The sequence below is a fragment of the Salinibacterium sp. NYA9b genome (assembly GCF_976973725.1).
Map to the genome: position 1 here is coordinate 2,440,659 of NZ_OZ333476.1, position 21,086 is coordinate 2,461,744.

The following is a 21,086-nucleotide window of genomic DNA, read 5'->3' on the forward strand; positions in this document are numbered from 1 at the left end:
CAATCTCGGGCGATCACGCACCTTCAGAGGAATACTACGGTGCGCCCGGAGCTTCAGCGGCTGAACCGAGCCGCGTGCGAGAAGAGTGCCGAAACAGGTCATACGTAAGAATGGCGAGCGCCACCCAGACGATCGCGAAGCCCAACCAGCGCTCTGGCGGCATCGCCTCATGGAAAACAAAGACGCCGACAATGAGTTGAAGGATCGGCGCCAAGTACTGGGCCAAGCCCATATAGGTGAGCGGCAACCGCCGCGCTGCAGCAGCAAACAGAATCAATGGGATCGCGGTGATGGCACCCAAAAAGAGCGTCAAAGTGAGGTGTCCCGGGCCCGCAGTGCCCGCCGCGAGCTGCCCGTTGGCCGCAAGCACGAGCAGAACAACAATCGCAACAGGCGTCAAAAACGCTGTCTCGACGGCGAGGCCGCCCACGGCATCCGCCTTCGGACCCACGTTTTTCTTCACGAGCCCATAGAGACCGAAGCTGAAAGCGAGGCCCAACGCGATCCACGGAAAGCTGCCGTAGCCAATGGCCAAGACGAGAACAGCGAGCGCGCTGATCGCCAGGGCAACCCACTGCAGCGGGCGAAGTCGCTCGCGCAACACGAGCACCCCGAGCAGCACCGTGACAATCGGGTTCGTGAAATAGCCGAGAGCAGCCTCCACAATGTGGCCGTTCAGGCTCGCGTACACGTAAATGAGCCAGTTGACGACGACAAAGGCGCCACCCAAGCCCAACATCCAGAAGGTACGACGATCGCGGACGATCGCCATGACCCGTGCGTATCCCCGCGTGACCACCAAAAGTGCCGCGCAAAACACCAGCGACAGCACGATTCTCCACGCGACAATCTCGATCGCTCCCGACTCTTTGAGCGAGAAAAACACGATCGGCATCGCGCCCCACAGGACGTAGGCAGAAATAGCAAAGCCGAGGCCGCTAGGCGAGACGCGATCAGTCGCCGAAGAAGTGGAGGTCACTACTAAATCCTAGGGTCGGATGCTGCCCATGAAAGCCACCAGGAACGACGAAAGCCCAGAGCCGAGGCCCTGGGCTTTCGAAACGCCTCACCGCGAACGGGAGACGAGAAAGTTAGTTTCGCGTGAGCGAGAGACTACTTAGCGAACGATGACAGCGAGAACGTCGCGAGCCGAAAGTACGAGAAGGTCTTCTCCGTCGTACTTCACCTCGGTTCCGCCGTACTTGGAGTAGATGACCTTGTCACCAACTGCGATGTCGAGCGGCACGCGGTTTCCGTTGTCGTCGATACGACCGGGACCTACAGCGACTACTTCACCCTCTTGGGGCTTCTCTTTCGCAGTGTCAGGAATGACGAGCCCAGACGCGGTGGTCTGTTCTGCATCGACCTGCTTGATAACAATGCGATCTTCGAGCGGCTTAATGGACACCGACACGTTTGACCTCTTTCTAAAGTGCTTGGGCTGGCACACTCCGTACGGGAGTGCCAGATCAACTATACGGCTTGGTTGGCACTCGATCAACGTGAGTGCCAATACGGATGCGGATACGGTTAGAGAATGAATCAGAGCGAATTGCGCGAGCTACTTTCAGCCGAGGGCCTTCGCCTCTTGGACTCGCTGCCGACCTGGCACTCGAGTGACGAAATCGTGCGCACCGTCGCCGAGCTTCGCAAGGCCGGCCACAGCCCCGGCCTAGTTGCCGCCGTGCTGAGCCAATCCAAACTTCGCGCGAAAGCGGCCAGCAAGTTTGGCCCGTTTGCCGACCGGATGCTCTTCACCGAGGCTGGCCTCGAACAAGCAACTCGCCTTTCCGTTGCCGCCCAGCACGCCGGTCGGTTCTCGAAGGCCGGCGTGAAATGGGTGGCCGACCTCGGCTGCGGCATTGGAGCGGATGCGCTCGCCATCGCGGCGCTCGAGATCAACGTCACCGCCGTTGAGCGTGACGAAACCACCGCCGCTATTGCCAGCTTCAACCTCGCGCCGTGGAGCAACGCTCAGGTCGTTCATGGCGATGCCGAAACCGCCGACCTCGCTGGCATCGACGGCGTGTATCTCGATCCTGCTCGCCGCGATGCCCGGGTTCGCCTCACCAACCCCGCCGACTGGACGCCCTCCCTCGATTTTGCGTTCGGTCTTGCCGAGCGCTACCCCACCGGCATCAAACTCGGCCCCGGAATCGACCGCGACCTCATCCCCGACACCGCCGAAGCCCAGTGGATCTCAGTTGGGCGCGAAGTCGTTGAGCTCGGACTCTGGTTTGGGGCTGTCGCCCGCCCCGGCATCCGGCGAGCAGCCCTCGTGATCGGAGACCACGGCACCGCTGAACTCACGGCAGCCGCTGACAGCGAAGACGAACCCGCGGGAGAGCTCGGGCAGTTTCTCTACGAACCCGACGGCGCTGTCATCCGCGCGCGCCTCATCGGGGATCTCGCACGACAACTGAACGGGCGCATGCTCGACACTTCAATCGCCTACTTCAGTGCGGATGCCGCTGTCGCGAGCCCGTTCGCCACCTGCTTCGAGATCGTCGAGGACTTCACTCTCGACAAGCGCTCACTCAAAAAGGAACTGGCGGCGCGCAAGATCGGCACCCTGGAAATCAAAAAGCGCGGGGTCGATATCGACCCCGCGACTTTTAGAACGTCACTCTCGCTCAAGGGCGAGAACAGCGCGACCTTGATTCTGACGCGCGTTGCTGGCAAGCGGCGCGCACTGCTTGCGCAGCGCGTCACGCCAACGCCGGCCTGAGACTAGGCAGCTCGCCGCAACGGGTGAGCGAGAAGCTCAGCGGAGAGTGGCGATTAGAAGCGGTAGTCGTTTCCACCCATGAGCATGAACGGCAGGAAGAATACCGCTGCGACGACGAGCCCAATGATGATGCTCAGCCCGACTCCGACATAACCAGTGATGAGACCGGTCAACCAGAACGGCCGGGCATACTTCTGCTTCTTCTGCGCTAGATGTCCGAGAACTACGGCTGCTGCGGCAGGCAGGAGTCCCATACCGACGAAGGTCAACAAGACACCCACGATTCCGGTAACCATCGAGGCGATCGACAGGCCCTGCGGCGGACCGGCAGGGACTGGCGTATATGGCGCCTGACCGGGGGTGGCGCTGGCTGCATAGCCGGGAATTGGGGTTCCGGTCGGGGCAGAGTAGGGATCATTAGCGGCTGCAGCGGGTGGTGTTACCGCGGGCGAAACAGCGCTCACGGCGTCGCTCGCTGCGGGGGCAGCCGGGGCGGCCTTGGGCGCTGACGATACCGGCGGGACACTTGATCCCGTGCTGCTTGCGGTCGGCGCAGCAGACGCGGGCGCAGCCGTTTCATTTGCCTTGGCAGTCTTAGCCGCTGCAGTCGTGGCAGCGGTCGTCTTGGCCGCTGCAGCCTTAGTTGCCGCGGCTTTCGTCGTGGCAGCCTTGGCCGTCGTCGACTTCGCAGTGGCGGCCTTCGTCGCCGTAGCCTTCGTTGTTGAGGCCTTAGCGGTTGCGGACTTAGCTGGAGTGTTCTTTGCTGCACTGACCTTGGGCCCGGCGGTTACCTTGGCCGCAGAAGTCGATTCGGATGCAGTGGTCGACTTGGAGGTAGTCGACTTCTTCGCTGCGGGCTTCTTAGCTGAGGGAGTGGCCTTCGCCAGGGGCTCGCCGGAAGTTGAGGACGCGCCGGGCGTTGAGATCGACGGAATTGAGTCGTCTGAGTTGTTGGTAGCCATGCGCACACTTTAGCAAGACTCTCCCCACAGAAAAGGGCCCGCACTCGCGTGCGGGCCCTTTTCGTGAGTTGCTACTTAGTACGAGGTTCCTACAGCGCCGAGAGTGACGACGAAGCCAATGGCGAGGAAGAGGAAGACAACGAAACCGAGGTATCCGAGGATGAGGCCGATGATGGCGAGCACGTTGCCCTGCTCACCCGTCTTCTTGATCTGGCTCAGGCTGATGTGCCCGAGGATGATGCCGACGAGGCTGAGGCCGAGAACCGACGTCACGAGGGAGATGATCGAGAGGACGTTCCATTTGGCAACCGGCGCGCCTGCGGGCGATGCGGCGTAAGGCGTGGGTTCTGACATGACGAAGGTCTCCTTTGGTGATGATGCCGAAACCGGCGCACCTATATTCTCAGCCTGAAAGAAGCCTGTCAACGCAGCACACCCAGATTTCTCGCCAGTGTTACGCCTGAATTTGGGTGACCGGGAGCGTCGAATCAGCACTAAAGCCCAACGTTGAGGGTTCTTTGCTTGCCATAATCAGCTGGGCTCCCAGCGCTGCGATCATCGCCCCGTTGTCGGTACAGAGCGACAACGGCGGAATGCGCAATTCGATCCCTGCCTCCGCGCAACGCTCCCGAGCGAGCTCGCGAACTCGCGCATTCGCCACGACTCCGCCACCGAGCAAAAGGCGAGGAACTCCGCGATCGACACACGCTGAGACGGCCTTGGTGAGGAGAACATCAACGACGGCCTCGCGGAAGCTTGCCGCGACATCCGCAATCGAAAAATCAGTACCCGCGTCTTGCTCGCGCTCAACCCACCGAGCAACCGACGTTTTGAGGCCCGAGAACGAAAAATCGTAGCGGTGACGGTCAACGTCTTTGGCATGGGTGAGTCCCCGTGGAAAACGGATCGCCTTCGGGTTGCCTCCCACCGCCACACGGTCGATGTGCGGCCCGCCCGGATACGGCAAGCCGAGCAAACGCGCGACCTTATCGAAAGCCTCGCCCGCAGCATCGTCGATCGTCTCGCCGAGGAGCTCAACATCAGAAACCAGGTCACGCACTTCGAGCAGCGACGTATGGCCGCCGGACACCAACAGCGCGATCGTGGGAAGTTCAATCTCAGTTCCATCGTCACGCAAAACATCCGCGCCGACGTGGCCCACCAAATGATTGACCGCATACAGCGGTTTACCCGTGGCCACCGCGAGCGCCTTCGCCGCCGCGACTCCGACCATGAGCGCGCCTGCAAGCCCCGGACCACTCGTGACCGCGATCGCATCTAGCTCTGACAACTCAACGCCGGCTTCGGCGAGCGCCTGCTCCAACGCCGGTTGCATCGCCTCGAGGTGCGCGCGGGCCGCAACCTCCGGCACCACTCCCCCGTAACGGGCATGTTCATCCATCGAGGATGAGATCACGTTGGCTAACAAATGGTTGCCACGCACGATACCGATGCCGGTCTCGTCGCAGCTCGTCTCGATACCCAACACAAGGGGATTCGTGGTGTTGGCGGGAAGCTGCCCCGAAAGGGGAGAGCGTGCTACCGCTGGCACTGAATTCGTCATCATGCGCCCACCGCCGGTGAAAGCTTGGGTTCAGGAATAGTGAGTCGCATCACGATGGCATCAACCCCATCCGGTTGGTAGTAGTTCGGTCGCACCGCAATACGCTCGAACCCGAGCGAATCGTACAAGCGCTGCGCAGAAGGATTGTCGTCGCGCACCTCGAGAAAGAGTTCGCTCGCTCCACGATCACGAGCTTCCACCATGAGCGCATGCATGAGCGCCCGGCCGATGCCCTGGCGGCGGGCATCCGAAGAAACAGCAATCGTCTGGATGTCCGCTTGCGGCGACCGAAAGGGTGACCGTAAACCTGCATAGGCCGTCACCACCGTGGGCTCCCCCACCGGATGCGCGATCACGTAGTACCCGTGGTTGTCACGAATCTCGGCACGCATCATGTCGCTCGACCACGCGTCGTTTGCGAACTCGCTGTGCTCGATGGCCATGATTCCATCGAGGTCGCTCTCAGTAGCGCGGCGCAATTGCCAGCTCATGCGGTCACTCGTTTCGGCCCTGCAGAGAGCGTGATGTCTGGCGAACGCAAGTAGAGCGCTTCTTCGCCAGCGAAGGGGCGATTGTGTTCGCGCAGCAGAAACGCAAGGCGAGCCAGGTTCGAGGCCAGCACAGGCTCCGAGTCCCTCAGCTGAAAGTGGTCGAAATTCGGAACGCTCGCGGCGAGCGCGGCGGCAGGGGCGAGCGCGGGTCCAGCAACGCGCACGGGCAAGCCCGCGGCATCCGACCCTTCATATGTCGACCAGTAAAGTTCTTTGCGACGGGCGTCGGTCGCCACAACGATCGGTTCCGTTTCGCCAAGGGCAATCGCGTCGTGGGTCACAACGGGCAGCACAGGCACGCCAGCGCCGAACGCAAACGCTCGAGCCGCCACGATGCCCACCCGCAGGCCGGTAAAGGGCCCTGGGCCCATTCCCGCCACGACACCGGTCAGGTCGGTTACGGCGCACCCAGCGTCGGCAATGCAGCCGTGGATGAAGTCGCCAACCACTTCGGCGTGCTTGCGAGTATCTGATGAATTACGTTCCGCATGCATCACACCCTGAGCGTCAACGATCGCGACACTCGTGCCCGCCGAGGTATCAATCGCTAACAGCATTAAGCCACTCCATGTCTGCCCACCTCGGGCCGTTTCCGGTCACGGTAACGGTGCGTGGTTCGATCGCTTCTTCGGCAAAGTCATCGGTGTGATCGATGGCGGCACTGTCGCCGCCTGAAGCGGGATCTTCATCTGCCGCCCCAGCACCCACCGGGCGCACAATATCGACAGTGAGCCAGCTCTCACTCACTCCATCGAGCAGGCCTGCACCCCATTCGACAACGACGATGGATGCCTCAAAGTCGATGTCGAGGTCGTCGAGTTCAACGGCGCTACCGAGGCGGTACGCGTCCACGTGCACGAGCGGAGGCGCCTCGGTGTGCGAGACTTCTGCTCCCGAGCCGTCGAGTCGCGGATGCGTGCGCGCCAGAACAAAAGTGGGGCTCGTGACCGTGCCCCGGATGCCGAGAGTCTCCCCGATCGCCCGCGTCAGCGTTGTCTTTCCCGCGCCAAGTTCACCATTGAGCATCACCAGATCACCGGCCACGAGTTGCGCGGCAATAATGGCCCCGAGCTCGGCCATGCTGTCGGGAGAAGCGATTGTCAGAGTGGTCACGACTCATACCTGCGGGTAACACGAGAACCGATGCGGGTCACGATTTCGTAATTGATGGTGTCCGCGGCCGCAGCCCAGTCATCCGCTGTCGGAACTGACTGTGCTGGGTCACCGAAAAGAATTGCCCGGTCGCCGACCGCAACGTTCGCATCGCCCATATCGACAACAATCTGATCCATCGCAACTCGCCCCGCGACCCGACCAACGACACCGTTGATGGAAACTGGCCCGCGATTGGAGGCGTGACGAGGAACACCATCGCCGTAGCCAAGCGGCACAAGCGCGAGCGTCGTGTCCTGCTCGCAGCGATAGGCATAACCATAGGAAACCCCAGAACCGGTCGTAACACGCTTCACCGACACGACAGGAGCGCTGAGAGTCATTGCCGGCATAAGGCCGAGAGCCGCGGCATCCACGTCGTCGGCGGGCGACAGGCCATAGCTGCTGATGCCGACACGAACGAGGTCAAACCGGGCAGAAGGATGTTTGATCGCGCCCTCTGACGCGGCCAGGTGGCGCAGCTCGGGGCGGAGCCCTACCGACTCTGCCATGGCGACCGCGGCCGAGAACTGCTCAATCTGGTCAGCGTCGTGCTCGGCGCCCGCATTGGCGAGGTGACTCCACAGACCCCGCACGCGAATGCGACCCGCGAGCTCGTGAACAACCGCCGCTTCGAAGAACTGGTGCCACTCTTCAAGGAAGGCGCCATTGCGATGCAAGCCTGTATCGACTTTCAAATGCACGAACGCAGTATCGGATGTCGCGGCAACCTCATGCAGCTGCTCAGTGCTGCTCACGCCGAGGTCGATGTTCGCGCGAACCGCTTCGCCAAACGCAGCCCCCGGCTGGTGCAACCACGCCAGCAGCGGAGCGTCGATGCCGGCGCCGCGCACGGCAAAGGCCTCGGTCAGGTCAGCAACGCCGAGCCAGTCGGCGCCTCCCGCGAGAGCCGCACGGGCACTCTCGATAGCACCGTGGCCGTACCCATTGGCTTTGACAACAGCCATCACCTGCACCGGCGCAACGAGCGCACGCAGGGTCGCAACGTTGTGGGTGATGGCCGCCGTGTTGATGGTGGCGAGTCGAAGATCAGCCATGGTGTGCCTCCGCGATGACATAGGCGATCGCGATTCCGGCGTCGTGACTCATCGACAGGTGCACCGAGGTGATTCCGCGACGTTCGGCAATGGCTTTGGTCGAATTGTGGAGCTCAAGCGAAGGATTACCGAGCTGATCGGAAACCACCCGCATGTCGTGCCAGGTGACTCCGGAAGAGTCGCCGAGCGCCTTGATGAGTGCTTCTTTCGCCGCAAAACGCCCCGCTAGGGAGCGCAGGGGGCGAGGTTTGCCATCCTTGAGCTGTTCGCTCTCAGAGAACAGGCGCGATGTGAGGGTCGGTGTGCGCTGCAACGCTCGCTCGAAGCGGGCGATATCGACGACATCCACACCGATCCCCACAATCACGGTGAAACCTATTCGACGGTGACAGACTTCGCGAGGTTGCGAGGCTGATCGACGTCGAGTCCCTTCGCAGCAGAAAGCTCCATGCCGAAGATGTGCAACGGAATGACAGCAAGCAGCGGTTCAAAGAACGAACCAGCCAGCGGAATCGGAATAACCTCATCGGCGAACGGCAGCACTGCAGCGTCGCCCTTTTCGGCAATCGCGATAACGCGAGCGCCCCGAGCACGAATCTCCTGAATGTTGGAGACAACCTTCTTGTGCAAGGAGTTGGGGTCGCGCGGGCTCGGAACGATCACGAAGACAACCTGACCGGGCTCAATGAGCGCGATCGGACCGTGCTTGAGCTCGCCTGCGGCGAACCCCTCAGCGTGGATGTACGCGAGTTCCTTGAGCTTGAGTGCACCCTCAAGCGCGATCGGGTAGCCAACGTGGCGACCGAGGAAGAGCACCGACTGGGTATCCGTCATCCAGTGCGCAAGCTGCTTGATCGACTGCGAGGTCACCAAGACCTCAGAGATCTTGTCGGGAATAGCCTGCAACTCGGTCACATTGTCGCGAATCTCTTCTTCGCTGAGCGTGCCGCGCACGCCCGCGATGTGCAGACCAATCAAGTACAGCGCGGTCGCTTGGGCAACGAAAGCCTTCGTGGATGCCACAGCAACTTCAGGACCAGCGTGCGTATAGACAACAGCGTGCGATTCACGCGGAATCGTTGCGCCGTGCGTGTTGCACACCGAGACAACCTTCGCGCCGGACTCCATAGCGAACTTGACCGCCATCAGCGTGTCCATGGTCTCGCCCGACTGGCTGATCGAGATCACGAGAGTGCGGTCCGTCAAAATCGGGTTGCGGTAGCGGAACTCGTGAGCGAGCTCAACATCAACAGGAACGCGCGCCCACGCCTCAATGGCGTACTTGCCGAGCATTCCCGCGTAGGCCGCGGTTCCACACGCAATGATGACGATGCGATCGATGTTCGCAATGACATCGTCTCCGAGGGGCTCGAATTCGGTGAGCTTGACCAGCCCATCCTGAACACGACCAAGAATGGTGTTGGCTACGGCATCCGGCTCTTCGCTGATTTCCTTAGCCATGAAGCTCGACCAGCCACCCTTTTCGGATGCTGATGCGTCCCACGCGATATCGAATTCTTCGACCTCAACAGGGTTGCCATCGAAGTCGATGACATCAACGGAGTCAGGACGGATCGTCACGATCTGGTCTTGGCCGATCGCAACCGCGCGGCGGGTGAACTCCACGAAAGCCGCAACGTCAGAGCCCAAGAAGTTTTCGCCGTCGCCCAAACCGATAACGAGGGGCGAGTTGCGGCGAGCGCCGACAACAACCCGAGGCTGGTCTTGGTGCACGGCAAGAAGAGTGAAGGCACCCTCGAGACGCGCAACAACGCTCTGCATCGCTGCAGTGAGGTCTCCCGTCTTGTCGTACTCGCGCCCAACCAAGAGCGCCGCCACCTCAGTGTCGGTCTCGCTGATGAAAGTTTCGCCCTCAAGCAGCAGCTCGTTCTTCAGCTCAGAGAAGTTCTCGATGATGCCGTTGTGAATGAGCGCGAGCTTTGAATCACGGCTCAAGTGCGGGTGCGCGTTCACATCGGTGGGGCCACCGTGGGTCGCCCAGCGAGTGTGGCCGATACCGGTGGCGCCGTTGCTCAGAGGCTCGGCTTCGAGGTCATCCAAGAGCATCTGCAGCTTGCCGGCACGCTTGCGCGTTCCGAGCACTCCAGCCTCATCAATGATTGCAACACCGGCGGAGTCGTAACCCCGGTATTCGAGACGCTTTAGACCGCCGAGGAGAACCTCAAGGCTTTTTTCGTTACCAACGTAACCGACGATTCCACACATGGAGACGAGTTTAGTTCCCCAAGCTGGGTATCCGTGCGCAGATAGGATGTTCGGGATGCATGAACATGGCTCCGGACACGGTCACATCTCTCCCTTTCTAGAAATCGATCGGAGCGATTGGGCTGAACTTGCCCCGAAAATGAAAGTTCCCCTGACCCAGGCGGAGCTCATTGAGTTGCGCGGACTCGGCGACGAACTCGACCTCACCGAAGTTGCTGAGGTGTATCTCCCCCTCAGTCGCCTCTTGAATCTGTATGCAGAGAACGCCCAACAGCTGCACTCCGCGACCACCCAGTTCTTGGGAGCATCCACCGGGCGCACCCCATTTGTCATTGGTGTCGCAGGGTCGGTCGCCGTCGGAAAGTCCACGATCGCCCGGCTGCTCCGCGAGTTGCTCTCCCGCTGGGAAGGCACACCACGCGTCGAACTCCTCACCACCGATGGCTTCCTGCACCCCAACGCAGAACTCGAACGCCGCGGCATCCTCGAACGCAAAGGGTTTCCCGAAAGCTACGACCGCCGAGCGCTGCTCCGCTTCGTGAGCAAGATCAAAGCCGGCGAGCCTGTGGTGCGCGCCCCTTTCTACTCTCATCTGGCCTACGACATCATTCCGGATGCGGCCGTGACTGTGCGCAAACCCGACGTACTCATCGTCGAAGGCCTCAACGTGCTGCAACCACCAAGCGCCGGAAATAGCCTCGCCGTCAGTGACCTCTTCGACTTCACCATCTATGTGGATGCCCGCACGAGCGACATTGCGCACTGGTATGAGGAGCGCTTCCTGAGACTCCAGCGCGGTGCGTTCAGCAACCCGCGATCCTACTTTCACCGCTTTGCCGACCTCAGCGAGAGTGCAGCCCGCGCACGCGCTCAAGAAGTGTGGAAACGCACCAACGAGCCCAACCTCATCCAGAACGTTCGCCCCACACGACCACGGGCATCGCTCATTCTTCGCAAAGATGCCGACCATGCAGTCTCAAAGGTTTTGCTGCGCAAGACCTAGAGAATCGCGGTCACGCCGGGTGCACACGCAGGTAACGACGACGTGCCGTGAGAACGCTCGTTAGTAGCCGAGTTGAGCGAGCACAACGGCGGCAAGACGATCCGCCATCTGCTGAGCGACCTCGTGGTGCTCGGCTTCAACCATGACGCGGACCATGGGTTCGGTGCCAGATGCCCGCAAAAGTACGCGCCCCGTGTCACCCAGTTCGACTTCCACAGCAGCTACCGCGTCAGCGATAGCGGCGTTGGAACCGAGCGAGTGGTGGTCAACCCCGCGAACGTTCACAAGAACCTGCGGGTAAACCGTCATCACAGCGGCTAGTTGAGCCAGCGTTTTGCCGGTGCGCGCCATTTCGGCCACCAGATGAAGACCAGTGAGGATGCCGTCGCCGGTGGTAGCAAACTTGGTCATGATGACATGGCCAGATTGTTCTCCACCAAGGGACAGCCCATGCTCTCCCAGAGCTTCGAGCACGTAGCGGTCGCCGACCTTCGTCTCGAGCATCTTGATGTTGTGCTCAGCCATTGCGCGGCGGAGCCCCAAGTTGCTCATGACGGTCGCGACGAGTGTGCGGTCCTGCAACACACCGCGCTCTGCCATCGAGACGGCAAGAATTGCCATGATCTGGTCGCCATCGACGATGTTGCCCTCTTTGTCCACGGCGAGGCAACGGTCAGCGTCACCGTCGTGGGCGATGCCGACATCGGCACCGTGAGCGAGGACTGCAGAGGCAAGGTTGTCGAGATGCGTCGAGCCGACGCCCTCATTGATGTTGATGCCGTCGGGGTCTGCACCGATCACGGTGACCTTGGCACCGGCATCCGTGAATACCTGCGGTGAGACGCCGGCCGCGGCGCCATGAGCGCAGTCGAGAACGACGTGGATGCCCGCTAGCTGATTGGGCAGCGTCGACAACAGGTGGACGACGTAACGATCTTCAGCATCGGCGAACCGGCGGATGCGACCAACCTCGATGCCGGTGGGAGCCAGGCTCGGTGCGGCGAGGGCTGCTTCGATGCGGTCTTCGACCTCATCGGGAAGTTTCGTGCCGCCCTGACCAAAGAACTTAATTCCGTTGTCGGGGGCGGGATTGTGCGACGCGGAGATCATGACTCCGAGGTCGGCTTTGAAATCGGCAACGAGGAACGCTGCTGCCGGGGTGGGAATTACTCCGGCGTCGAAGACATCGACGCCCGAGCTCGCGAGCCCCGCGGATACTGCGGCGGAAATGAATTCGCCGGATACGCGGGGGTCGCGTGCAACAACTGCGACGGGACGGCGGCCTGAAGCGCGCCGACCATCAGCAACTCGACCCTGACCCAGTACGACTGCTGCCGACTGAGCCAGGCCGAGTGCAAGCTCGACAGTAAGATCACTGTTCGCTAATCCGCGAACACCATCTGTACCAAAAAGACGTGCCATGCGTTGCCGCTAGCAGGGAAAGCGGGTTAGCGCTTCGAGAACTGCGGAGCCTTACGGGCCTTCTTGAGTCCAGCCTTCTTACGCTCCTTGACGCGAGCGTCACGGGTAAGGAAGCCAGCCTTCTTGAGGATCGCACGGTTGTTCTCTTCGTCAATCTGGTTGAGCGAACGAGAGATACCGAGACGCAGTGCGCCGGCCTGACCCGAGGGGCCGCCACCGGTGATGCGTGCGATTACGTCGTAACCGCCGAGCAGGTCAAGGACCTTGAACGGGTCGTTGATGAGCTGCTGGTGAAGCTTGTTGGGGAAGTACTCGGCGAGCTCACGGCCGTTGACCGTGATGGTGCCCGAACCGGGAACGAGACGCACGCGGGCGATTGCCTGCTTGCGACGTCCGACGGCTGCGCCGGGAACGGTGAGAACGGGGCGAGGTGCGCTGGGCGCCTCAACTGCTGCCGACTCGGTCGTGTACGACTCGGGTGCACCCTCGGTGATTGAATCTTCGATCTTAGCCACTGTAATAAGTCCTTTTATCTTTGCTTAGTAAAGCGCGGGCGCTACTGAGCGACCTGGGTGAGGGTGTACGGAGTCGGCTGCTGAGCAGCGTGAGGGTGCTCAGTACCCGCGTAAACCTTCAGCTTGGACAGCTGAGCGCGACCGAGTGAATTCTTGGGGAGCATTCCGCGGACGGCCTTTTCAACGGCGCGCGTGGGGTGCTTCTCCAACAGCTCGGAGTACGTGGTGGCCGTGAGCCCACCCGGGTAACCGGAGTGGCGGTAAGCCTTCTTCTGCGCGAGCTTGGAACCGGTGAGGGCAACCTTCTCAGCGTTGATGATGATGACGAAGTCACCCATGTCCATGTGAGGAGCAAAGGTGGCCTTGTGCTTTCCACGGAGCAAGATGGCTGCGTGGCTGGCGAGACGACCGAGAACGATGTCGGCGGCGTCGATGATGACCCATTCCCGCTTGACGTCTTCGGGCTTGGGCGAATATGTACGCGTCACAATAGTGCTGCTTTCATTGATCGAGTGAGGTGTTCGTGAATCCCGCTCCGATGGTTGTTTCAGAAGAAACAATGCCGGTTGGAGGGCTCATGATCGGATGCCGCACCCTATAGTGCAGACACCAAGGGTCAACTCTAGCGGAACTGTGGCCCGGCGGCAAACGCCAATGCGACTATTTAGTGGTGCCGGTGAGAGCAGCGCGGCGCTCACGGAAATCGGGGCGATCGAAGTAGTGGGCGGTCACTTCCGCACTCAGACTAGCGATTCCGCCGGCTTGCAACGCACCGAGGCGCACCCGTGCACTCTTCACAGCCATGAGGGAAATCGCTTCAGCACCCTCCGCCGTGTCAGCGATGGCAACAATGCCGTGGTTGCCGAGCAGGATCAGCGACGGCACCTCACCATGCTGCTCAACGTGCTCACCGAGTCGCGTGAGGAACAACTGGCCGAGCTCGATACCGGGCTGAGCATAAGGAATGTAGAGGCTGCGACCCAAGACCATGAGTTCGTCAGAGTAGACCGCATCCGCAAATGAAGTCTCCGCGTGAACGCTCGCGAGTAGCGAGACAACAGCGGTCGGGTGGGTATGAGCCACGTACCGCGCCGGGGCATACGCACGCACCGCAACGTGAATGAGGGTCTCAATGGATGCCCGCACCCGCTGACCGTCGACCTCACCGGCATCCAGTTCGGCTGTCAATCGGTCCTGGCTGGCATTCGGATCACGCAGCACCTCGAGGAGAGGCTCGATTTCGACACTGACAAAGTTTGCTGCCGTTGCGTTCTGCATCGATGAACCCGACGTCTTGACGATAATCGTGCCATCAGCGATCAGTTCACTCGTGTTGCCTTCAGCGAGAATCACGAGGTCGCGCTCGGGCAGGCCGAGGCGGGTGGTGAGTCCCAGCAGGTCGGCACTAACGAGGTCGGGAGCAATTCGTGCGGTCATCTTTTCAGTCCTTTGTTGGGCGAATTCAGGGGTGAGGCGAATTCAGAGAAAGTTGGGGTGTCAGCGAGGCGTATAGCTGACGGGATGATGCGTGCGTCGCACGAGATCGCGGAGCGAGTCGAGACTGCCCGAGATGTGCCCCATCGCGCGCGCTTGAACGAGGACACTGCCGAGTGCTGTCGCCTCGACCGGGCCCGCGAGAACGGGGATTCCCGCGCGGTCAGCGGTGCGCTGACACAGCAACCGGTTGAGGGATCCCCCGCCAACGATGTGGATCGTCTTTACGGGGACGTCACCGAGCGAGCCAGCGCTGAGCACGGCATCCGCGAAAGCTTGGGCGAGCGATTCGATAATGCAGCGGGCCATTTCGGCGCGATTGCCCGGTGGGCGGATGCCGCGTTCCGTGCACCACTCAGTAATTCGTCGAGGCATATTGCCTGGCGCCAAGAATCGAGGATCGTCGACGTCGACTACGGGCATCGCGTCGGAGACAGCGGAGGCTGCCTCAATAAGCTCGGGCAAACTGATCGCTTCGCCGTCGCGTTCCCACTGGCGCACTGCTTCGCTCAGAATCCACAACCCCATGACGTTGCGCATGAGAAGAATGCGTCCATCGACGCCGACCTCGTTGGTGAACCCACCGGTACGGGCCGCCTCGGTAACAACGGGGCTCTCCAACTCGACACCGGCCAGTCCCCACGTTCCGCACGAAATAAATGCTGCCGTCTCCGGTTGCATCGGAATCGCCGTCACCGCCGAGGCCGTATCGTGCGAACCAACCGCAACCACCTCGATGGGTGACTCTGCGCGCACCTGGGTAGCGACATCCGTGTCCAGCTCGCCAACGCGAGTACCCGGGATCACGAGCTCGGGCAACAGTTCGCGCCGCACTCCGGCGACGTCAAGCAGACTGTCACTCCACTGCCGAGTGTGCACATCGAGCAGTCCGGTCGTTGAGGCCATTGTGGTCTCGGCGATGCTGGTCCCACTCAGCCAGTAGGTAAAGAGGTCAGGCATGAGAAGAACGGTGTCAGCTAGCCCGAGCCGATTTTCTGCCGCGTCGGCTGCAAGTTGGTAGATCGTATTGATCGGCATGAACTGGATGCCCGTTGCCGCGTACTGCTCAGCCTGCGAGCTCATCGACTCCACGTGCTCGATCGCGGCGCCGGTTCGTTCATCGCGGTAGTGCCGTGGATTGCCGAGCAGTTGCCCGTCGCGCAGCAGCCCGTAGTCGACGCCCCACGTATCGGTCGCTATCGACGAAATCGTCGGCACTTCACGGATCGCGGAGGTGAGTCCGTCGAGCGCGCCCTGCCATAGCGAGAGCACATCCCAGTGCAGGCGGCCGCGCACGCTCACCGGACGGTTAGCGAAGCGCGCGTGCGTTGCCGTGCGCAGCTGGTTGGGGCCGACTTCGCCCAGAATTACTCGGCCGCTAGTCGCGCCACAATCGAGAGCAACAACATGGCCCACCATCAAATCTCACTCGCCCCGTGCTTAGTCTGACTCGCGAGCGAGCCACGAGATGAGCTGGTTCCACATGGGGGCAAAGCCGTCCCATTCCAAGAACTCGGTCGGCAACCAGTGCGGGCCCATGTCGCTGGCGAAGGCCGCGACACGACCTAACCCTTCTCCGTCCACGACGAGAAGGGGAAAGTCGCCGACGGTCGCAAGGGTCTGCGCGCTGCCCCGTGCCGCCAAACGGTGATGACCGAGTACTGCTGGCCAGGAGGTCGGCAGCCCTGCGGTCGCGGGGTGATTACCGAGTGAGGTCGCTTCGACGCCCTGCGGAGTCTCTTCCCTATCGTCACCGATTTCCATTTCGACGGGAAGAATGCTCGCGAGAGCTGTGTTGCGGTAGTTCGCTTTCGCTTCGATGCCTTGGAAGCTGAGGTAGCCGCCAACCATCAAGAGCGATCCACCGTCGCGCACCCACTTGGCCAATACTTCGAGGCGATGAGGAATCCGCTCGCCCTTGGCAAAGACGCCGTTGGGCAGCAAGAGCGTGTTCGCGCCGATATCGCTGAGCACGACAACGTCGTACTGGCTGAGTTCCTCAGCGGTAGTCGGGAATCGTTCGGCCGCAACGTGGTTGGGTTGGAACTCAACACTGTTACCCGCCGACTTCAGCGCAGCGATGAAGTCATCTGCCCCCTCGGCGTACGCGGAAGTGACAAAAGAGTCAAAGCCCTTCGTGTGGATCGACGTCGTCGACCATGACTCTCCTGCGAGTAATACCTTCGCCATGTCTCTCCCTGTGGCTATTCGTTCGGTTAGTAAGCGAGGCCGCGAGGCTCAGGCCCCATGGAAACGTTGCGCTCCCCTACGACCTCGAAGCCGTTGTCCTTGTACGCCTGGTAGTCGAAGTTTTCGCATTCCTCGTAACCGACCATGTGGTAGTCAGCGAAGCCTTCCCAGTCTTCGTAACCGTCACCGAAGTTGTTCTCAAGGAACGCATCCGCCATCGCCATTCCGAGGCGCGGGCCAATGTAGAAGGCGCCCATGGCCATGAGGTTGCAGTTATTGGCTGTGGCTGCACGAAGCGCTGCCGGAGCGCTTTCGCAGACGGCGGCGTGCACGTGAGGCACCTTGCTGGCAGCAACGTGGATGCCCATTCCGGTGCCACAGAACGCGAGAGCTTTCTCGAACTCGCCCTCGGCGATTTTGGCTCCGAGCATGAAACCGGCACGGTGGTACATCGGGATGTCGTCGAGCGTTGGCGTCAGGTCAGTGACGGTCCAGTCCCGTGCTTCCAAGTGGCGCTTGACGGCCTCTTTGAGCGGGAATCCGGCAAAGTCAGCGCCCACAACTACATGGCGGTCCTTGGTTAGCTTCATGATTTGTTTCCTTTCACACCGAACAGACGAGAGAGCCTGTTCTTTTTAGTCCATTGATTCACCACGATGACGAGAAGCAGCACTCCACCCCAGATCAGCGGGCGGTAGAAGTTGCTGATGTTCGGGAAAGTGTTGAGCAGCGAGGAGAGAACCTGCAGCACGACGACCGCGAGAATCACACCAGACAGTCGACCTGATCCACCGTTCGGGTTCACGCCACCCAACACCACGATCAACACGGCGAGCAGGGTGTACGTGGAGCCATAGTCAGCCTTCGCCGAGTTGTAGTTGGCGAGCATCACGAGACCGGCAGCGGCGGCAAAAATGCCCGAGGTCATGTACGTACGGATGATGAGGTTGTCGGTCTTGAGCCCGCTGAACCGTGCCGCCGTCTCATTCGATCCCAGCATGTAGAGCTTGGTGCCGAATGCTGTCTTGTACATGATCAGAGCGATCACGACAGTGGCAAGGATGAAGATGATGAGCGGCATCGGGATGATCCCGAAGACGCGCTGCGCCATGATCTCGCCGTACTGCGCGGGAAGGCCACTTGCGGGCTTTCCTCCCGTGATGATGACTGCGATACCGGTGAAGAGCTCGAACGTTCCGAGCGTCACCAGAATGGCGGGGATCTTCACTTTGGCTATCAAGAACCCGTTGAAGGCGCCGGCTATCGCTCCCACAATGAGCGAGAACGCGATCGCCGCGACAACAGCCAAGTAGCCCTGGGGGCTGTCGGCGCCGGTGGGCGCGATTGACATCATGAGGGTCGCGCTGCCAATGGCCGTCATGTTGGCGACACCGACCACGGAGAGGTCGATTCCTCCAATGATCATGGTGAGCATCACCCCGAGAGCCATGAGGCCGAACTCGGGGAACTGAACAGCCATCGACTGCCACGTCGCGATTCCAAAGAAGTTCTTGGTCTTGACGAGCATGAAGAACGTCAAGAGCAGAACGAGAATCACGGCGAGGCGCGTGACGTGCGGATCGCGAGTGAGGCGATCCCGAAGAGGCGTAAGAGTCGTAAGAGCTGACATTGCCGTCCCTATCCTTGAACCAGCGCAGGTGCGCGTTTGCGTGATCGGGTGAGTTGCACGGCCGAGATACCTGTTCCGACGAGGATCAGGGTGCCGAGCGCGAAGCCTTGCCAGAAGGTGGGGATGCCGACCAAGATCATGCTGTTTTGCACAATCACGATCAGAAGCGTTCCCAGCATCGTGCCGGTCAGTGTTCCGGTTCCTCCTGTAATGGAGGCGCCGCCGAGCACGACCGCCGCGATGACCATGAGCTCCATACCGAGCAGGTTCGTCGGATGCATCTGGTCCATCATGCTCGTACGCACCAGTCCGGCGAGGCTCGCGATGATTCCCACGATGACGAAGAGCCAGAACTTGATCTTGCGCACCTTAAAGCCGGCACGAGCGGCAGCACTTTCGTCACCACCAATCGCGTAGAGACCACGGCCGAAGGTGGTGTATCTCATCACGACGAAGGCAACGGCAACAACGGCAACCAAGATGAGGAAGGCCATCGGCATGTTGGACGTAAGCCCAGATTCGGGGTTTGTCGCCACGAACAGTGTTGACCGGCCGAAGTCACTCATCCCCTGCGGCAGGTTCGGAATCTGCACCGACTTGAAAACGCCCTGCATGACTCCGGAGAAGACGCTCGCGGTACCGAGAGTGATGATGAGCACGGGCACCACGAACCTCGAGGTGAAGAGTCCGTTGAACGCTCCGAGGATCGCGCCAACCACAATGACTAGCAGGAACGGGAGCCAGACTCCCCCGGAATAGCCCGCATCCACGAGCACGCGGGTGGTCGCGTAGACCGAGAGCGAAGCCAGCGCCGGAAACGAAACATCGATTCCGCCGGCCACCAGCACCATGAAGGCACCAACCGCAAAGATGCCGGGAACAACCATCGCGTTCGCAAGGTCGACCAGGTTATTAGCGGAGAAGAACTGACCGCTCCGCAACTGGATGACAATGCTCACGGCAATGATCACGAGCAAGAGGTAGAACTCGTTTGATTTAGTGAGCTTTCGCACTAACTTGGCCATCTCAGCCCTTCCCGTCAATAGTGCTCGGGTCTTTCGACATGAGCTCGGCGAGCTCGGATTCGGTCGTCGTGCGCGGGTCGATTTCCGCCACGATTCGTCCTGCGTTCATCGCCATGACCCGGTTGCAGTTCTGGATGACCTCAGGGATGTCATCGGAGATGATGATGACGCCGAGACCTTCGCTCGCAAGCGTGCGCAAGATGCGATGGATGTCGTGCTTCGACCCGATATCTACTCCGACCGTTGGGCCGTTGAGAATCAGAATCTTCGGGTGGGTAGCGAGCCACTTCGCCAGCACGATGCGTTGCTGGTTTCCTCCCGAAAGAGTGTTCACCGCGTTAGCGGGGTTGGGCGTCGCGATCTTGAGTTCGTCTACCCAGCGCTGGCCTTCGGCATCCGCCTTGCGCTGATCGAGCGCCCCCAACTTCGAGACGAACGAATCGAGCTCGGAGATCACAATGTTGGAACTAATGGAACGCTCGAGGAAGAGACCTTCTGTGAGGCGGTCTTCGGGAACATAACCAATCCCGTGGGCGATGGCGGAGCGAACGCTGTTCACATCGACGACTTCGCCATTGATCAGGATCTCACCAGAGTCAGCGGGCTTCGCACCGAAGAGCGAGAGCGCGAGTTCAGTTCGCCCAGAACCAAGCAGCCCGGTGATTCCTAGGATCTCGCCCTTGCGCAGAGTGAGGTCGACATCCGCGAAGGCGCCGTTGACGCCGAGGCCGCGGGTTTCGAGGATGGGCTCGTCTGAGACGTGCTCGGGAACGAAATGGTTGTCGTCGAATTCACGACCTGTCATGTGGTGCGAGAACGTCGCGTGATCGAGTTCCTCTGGCAAGCACGTGATAACTGACTTACCGTTGCGGATGATCGTGAAGCGTTCGCTGATTTCGAAGACTTCATCGAGCTTGTGGCTCACGAACAGCGTCGCAATTCCCCGGGCCTTGAGATCGAGGATGATGGCGAAGAGCGCGTCAACCTCTCGCTTCGTCAGAGCCGTCGTTGGTTCATCCATGATGATGAGTTTTGCGTCGCTCATGAGAGCGCGGGAGATAGCAACGAGTTGCTTCTGCGCGACAGAAAGCTGGCCGACCTTTTCGTCAAGGTCGATCGTGAAGTTGATTTTGGCGATCGCCTCTTCGGCGACGGCCCGCATTCGCTTCCAACTCACGAAAGTGCGGTGGGCGGCGAGCTCGGCGTTGAGCGCCAGGTTTTCCATCACCGTAAGGTTCGGAAAAACGGAGAAGTCTTGATAAATGACCTGAACACCGTTCGAGATCGCCTCGATGGGCGACAGCTTCGAGAACGTTTTGCCGTTCAGTTCGATGGTTCCGGTATCGGGGGCGTGCACACCAGACATGACCTTGATCAGCGTGGACTTGCCACTGCCGTTCTCTCCGGCGAGACAGTGGATCTCTCCGGGAGCGATCTCTAGGGTGATGCCATCAAGCGCTTGAACGCCAGCGAAAGCCTTACCAATATCGCGTACCGCGATGACGTTATCTACCATCGTCCGGTCCTTTCCGCGCGTGAATAAATCGTGGGGGTGCGACCAGGGCA

23 protein-coding genes are annotated in these 21,086 nt (G+C 60.7%); 2 read left to right on the forward strand and 21 right to left on the reverse strand.

The window, feature by feature from the left end; translation table 11 throughout:
- Positions 1-34: 34 nt before the first annotated feature.
- Together rarD and groES are read right to left on the reverse strand one after the other, a co-directional pair.
- On the reverse strand, positions 35-979 hold the full coding sequence (gene rarD / locus ACWFSR_RS11725) for an EamA family transporter RarD (protein WP_197106414.1): 945 nt from the start codon (positions 977-979) through the stop codon (positions 35-37).
- 138 nt (positions 980-1,117) lie between these two features.
- Entirely contained in the window at positions 1,118-1,414 is a 297-nt protein-coding gene (gene groES / locus ACWFSR_RS11730; protein WP_197106415.1) for a co-chaperone GroES, read from the reverse strand.
- Positions 1,415-1,537: 123 nt separating this feature from the next.
- On the opposite strand from groES, the gene ACWFSR_RS11735 reads away from it, so the two are divergent.
- The gene (locus tag ACWFSR_RS11735) at positions 1,538-2,728 is read left to right on the forward strand and encodes a class I SAM-dependent methyltransferase (protein WP_197106416.1); all 1,191 of its coding nucleotides are present in this window, start codon (positions 1,538-1,540) and stop codon (positions 2,726-2,728) included.
- A 53-nt stretch (positions 2,729-2,781) separates the two neighbouring features.
- Here ACWFSR_RS11735 and ACWFSR_RS11740 read toward each other — a convergent pair whose 3' ends face one another.
- The 9 genes from ACWFSR_RS11740 to glmS form a co-directional block, all read right to left on the reverse strand.
- Entirely contained in the window at positions 2,782-3,690 is a 909-nt protein-coding gene (locus tag ACWFSR_RS11740) for a DUF4190 domain-containing protein (protein WP_447522437.1), read from the reverse strand.
- Positions 3,691-3,765: 75 nt separating this feature from the next.
- On the reverse strand, positions 3,766-4,044 hold the full coding sequence (locus tag ACWFSR_RS11745; RefSeq protein WP_197123265.1) for a DUF4190 domain-containing protein: 279 nt from the start codon (positions 4,042-4,044) through the stop codon (positions 3,766-3,768).
- Positions 4,045-4,144: 100 nt separating this feature from the next.
- Entirely contained in the window at positions 4,145-5,254 is a 1,110-nt protein-coding gene (gene tsaD, locus ACWFSR_RS11750) for a tRNA (adenosine(37)-N6)-threonylcarbamoyltransferase complex transferase subunit TsaD (protein WP_231599846.1), read from the reverse strand.
- Positions 5,254-5,745 carry a ribosomal protein S18-alanine N-acetyltransferase gene (gene rimI / locus ACWFSR_RS11755; RefSeq protein ID WP_197106419.1) on the reverse strand — a complete coding sequence of 164 codons (492 nt, stop codon included), beginning with the start codon at positions 5,743-5,745 and terminating at the stop codon, positions 5,254-5,256. The genes tsaD and rimI overlap by 1 nt, the downstream gene beginning before the upstream one ends.
- Positions 5,742-6,362, reverse strand: coding sequence for a tRNA (adenosine(37)-N6)-threonylcarbamoyltransferase complex dimerization subunit type 1 TsaB (tsaB, locus tag ACWFSR_RS11760; protein WP_447522438.1), 621 nt, complete (start codon positions 6,360-6,362; stop codon positions 5,742-5,744). The genes rimI and tsaB overlap by 4 nt, the downstream gene beginning before the upstream one ends.
- Positions 6,346-6,918, reverse strand: a complete 573-nt coding sequence (gene tsaE / locus ACWFSR_RS11765) for a tRNA (adenosine(37)-N6)-threonylcarbamoyltransferase complex ATPase subunit type 1 TsaE (protein WP_447522439.1) — start codon at positions 6,916-6,918, stop codon at positions 6,346-6,348. Before tsaE ends, tsaB begins: the two co-directional genes overlap by 17 nt.
- On the reverse strand, positions 6,915-8,015 hold the full coding sequence (gene alr / locus ACWFSR_RS11770) for an alanine racemase (protein ID WP_447522440.1): 1,101 nt from the start codon (positions 8,013-8,015) through the stop codon (positions 6,915-6,917). Before alr ends, tsaE begins: the two co-directional genes overlap by 4 nt.
- Positions 8,008-8,382 (reverse strand): holo-ACP synthase, encoded by a 375-nt coding sequence (locus tag ACWFSR_RS11775; protein ID WP_197106422.1) that lies wholly within the window; start codon positions 8,380-8,382, stop codon positions 8,008-8,010. The genes alr and ACWFSR_RS11775 overlap by 8 nt, the downstream gene beginning before the upstream one ends.
- An 8-nt stretch (positions 8,383-8,390) precedes the next feature.
- Positions 8,391-10,241 carry a glutamine--fructose-6-phosphate transaminase (isomerizing) gene (gene glmS / locus ACWFSR_RS11780; RefSeq protein ID WP_197106423.1) on the reverse strand — a complete coding sequence of 617 codons (1,851 nt, stop codon included), beginning with the start codon at positions 10,239-10,241 and terminating at the stop codon, positions 8,391-8,393.
- Positions 10,242-10,296: 55 nt separating this feature from the next.
- Here glmS and coaA point away from each other — a divergent pair, with 55 nt between their 5' ends.
- Complete coding sequence (gene coaA, locus ACWFSR_RS11785; protein WP_231600380.1) at positions 10,297-11,244, forward strand: type I pantothenate kinase; 948 nt, start codon at positions 10,297-10,299, stop codon at positions 11,242-11,244.
- A 60-nt stretch (positions 11,245-11,304) separates the two neighbouring features.
- Here the strand turns inward: coaA and glmM are convergent, their stop codons facing one another.
- The 10 genes from glmM to ACWFSR_RS11835 form a co-directional block, all read right to left on the reverse strand.
- Positions 11,305-12,666 carry a phosphoglucosamine mutase gene (gene glmM / locus ACWFSR_RS11790; protein ID WP_447522441.1) on the reverse strand — a complete coding sequence of 454 codons (1,362 nt, stop codon included), beginning with the start codon at positions 12,664-12,666 and terminating at the stop codon, positions 11,305-11,307.
- 26 nt (positions 12,667-12,692) lie between these two features.
- Positions 12,693-13,181 carry a 30S ribosomal protein S9 gene (rpsI, locus tag ACWFSR_RS11795; protein WP_010203784.1) on the reverse strand — a complete coding sequence of 163 codons (489 nt, stop codon included), beginning with the start codon at positions 13,179-13,181 and terminating at the stop codon, positions 12,693-12,695.
- Between the two features lie 41 nt (positions 13,182-13,222).
- Entirely contained in the window at positions 13,223-13,669 is a 447-nt protein-coding gene (gene rplM, locus ACWFSR_RS11800; RefSeq protein ID WP_197106426.1) for a 50S ribosomal protein L13, read from the reverse strand.
- Positions 13,670-13,841: 172 nt separating this feature from the next.
- A complete protein-coding gene (locus tag ACWFSR_RS11805) occupies positions 13,842-14,618 on the reverse strand; it encodes a class II aldolase/adducin family protein (RefSeq protein ID WP_197106427.1) in 777 nt (258 codons plus the stop codon).
- Positions 14,619-14,678: 60 nt separating this feature from the next.
- Positions 14,679-16,094 (reverse strand): rhamnulokinase, encoded by a 1,416-nt coding sequence (locus ACWFSR_RS11810; RefSeq protein ID WP_447522442.1) that lies wholly within the window; start codon positions 16,092-16,094, stop codon positions 14,679-14,681.
- Between the two features lie 21 nt (positions 16,095-16,115).
- The gene (locus tag ACWFSR_RS11815) at positions 16,116-16,865 is read right to left on the reverse strand and encodes a glutamine amidotransferase (protein WP_197106429.1); all 750 of its coding nucleotides are present in this window, start codon (positions 16,863-16,865) and stop codon (positions 16,116-16,118) included.
- Between the two features lie 26 nt (positions 16,866-16,891).
- The gene (locus tag ACWFSR_RS11820; protein WP_197106430.1) at positions 16,892-17,455 is read right to left on the reverse strand and encodes an RpiB/LacA/LacB family sugar-phosphate isomerase; all 564 of its coding nucleotides are present in this window, start codon (positions 17,453-17,455) and stop codon (positions 16,892-16,894) included.
- Positions 17,452-18,495, reverse strand: coding sequence for an ABC transporter permease (locus ACWFSR_RS11825; RefSeq protein WP_197106431.1), 1,044 nt, complete (start codon positions 18,493-18,495; stop codon positions 17,452-17,454). Before ACWFSR_RS11825 ends, ACWFSR_RS11820 begins: the two co-directional genes overlap by 4 nt.
- 8 nt (positions 18,496-18,503) lie before the next feature.
- Positions 18,504-19,520 (reverse strand): ABC transporter permease, encoded by a 1,017-nt coding sequence (locus ACWFSR_RS11830; RefSeq protein ID WP_197106432.1) that lies wholly within the window; start codon positions 19,518-19,520, stop codon positions 18,504-18,506.
- A 1-nt stretch (position 19,521) separates the two neighbouring features.
- A complete protein-coding gene (locus ACWFSR_RS11835) occupies positions 19,522-21,036 on the reverse strand; it encodes a sugar ABC transporter ATP-binding protein (RefSeq protein WP_197106433.1) in 1,515 nt (504 codons plus the stop codon).
- Positions 21,037-21,086 lie beyond the last annotated feature (50 nt).

Bases quoted from the DNA above. Each gene is read 5' to 3' on its own strand.
- ACWFSR_RS11810 (WP_447522442.1), bottom strand. From the start codon at position 16,094: ATGGTGGGCCATGTTGTTGCTCTCGATTGTGGCGCGACTAGCGGCCGA.
- tsaB (WP_447522438.1), bottom strand. From the start codon at position 6,362: ATGCTGTTAGCGATTGATACCTCGGCGGGCACGAGTGTCGCGATCGTT.
- ACWFSR_RS11825 (WP_197106431.1), bottom strand. From the start codon at position 18,495: ATGTCAGCTCTTACGACTCTTACGCCTCTTCGGGATCGCCTCACTCGC.
- glmS (WP_197106423.1), bottom strand. From the start codon at position 10,241: ATGTGTGGAATCGTCGGTTACGTTGGTAACGAAAAAAGCCTTGAGGTT.
- glmM (WP_447522441.1), bottom strand. From the start codon at position 12,666: ATGGCACGTCTTTTTGGTACAGATGGTGTTCGCGGATTAGCGAACAGT.
- coaA (WP_231600380.1), top strand. From the start codon at position 10,297: ATGCATGAACATGGCTCCGGACACGGTCACATCTCTCCCTTTCTAGAA.
- rimI (WP_197106419.1), bottom strand. From the start codon at position 5,745: ATGAGCTGGCAATTGCGCCGCGCTACTGAGAGCGACCTCGATGGAATC.
- ACWFSR_RS11735 (WP_197106416.1), top strand. From the start codon at position 1,538: ATGAATCAGAGCGAATTGCGCGAGCTACTTTCAGCCGAGGGCCTTCGC.
- tsaD (WP_231599846.1), bottom strand. From the start codon at position 5,254: ATGACGAATTCAGTGCCAGCGGTAGCACGCTCTCCCCTTTCGGGGCAG.
- ACWFSR_RS11835 (WP_197106433.1), bottom strand. From the start codon at position 21,036: ATGGTAGATAACGTCATCGCGGTACGCGATATTGGTAAGGCTTTCGCT.
- ACWFSR_RS11805 (WP_197106427.1), bottom strand. From the start codon at position 14,618: ATGACCGCACGAATTGCTCCCGACCTCGTTAGTGCCGACCTGCTGGGA.
- ACWFSR_RS11740 (WP_447522437.1), bottom strand. From the start codon at position 3,690: ATGGCTACCAACAACTCAGACGACTCAATTCCGTCGATCTCAACGCCC.
- ACWFSR_RS11745 (WP_197123265.1), bottom strand. From the start codon at position 4,044: ATGTCAGAACCCACGCCTTACGCCGCATCGCCCGCAGGCGCGCCGGTT.
- ACWFSR_RS11815 (WP_197106429.1), bottom strand. From the start codon at position 16,865: ATGGCGAAGGTATTACTCGCAGGAGAGTCATGGTCGACGACGTCGATC.
- ACWFSR_RS11820 (WP_197106430.1), bottom strand. From the start codon at position 17,455: ATGAAGCTAACCAAGGACCGCCATGTAGTTGTGGGCGCTGACTTTGCC.
- alr (WP_447522440.1), bottom strand. From the start codon at position 8,015: ATGGCTGATCTTCGACTCGCCACCATCAACACGGCGGCCATCACCCAC.
- ACWFSR_RS11830 (WP_197106432.1), bottom strand. From the start codon at position 19,520: ATGGCCAAGTTAGTGCGAAAGCTCACTAAATCAAACGAGTTCTACCTC.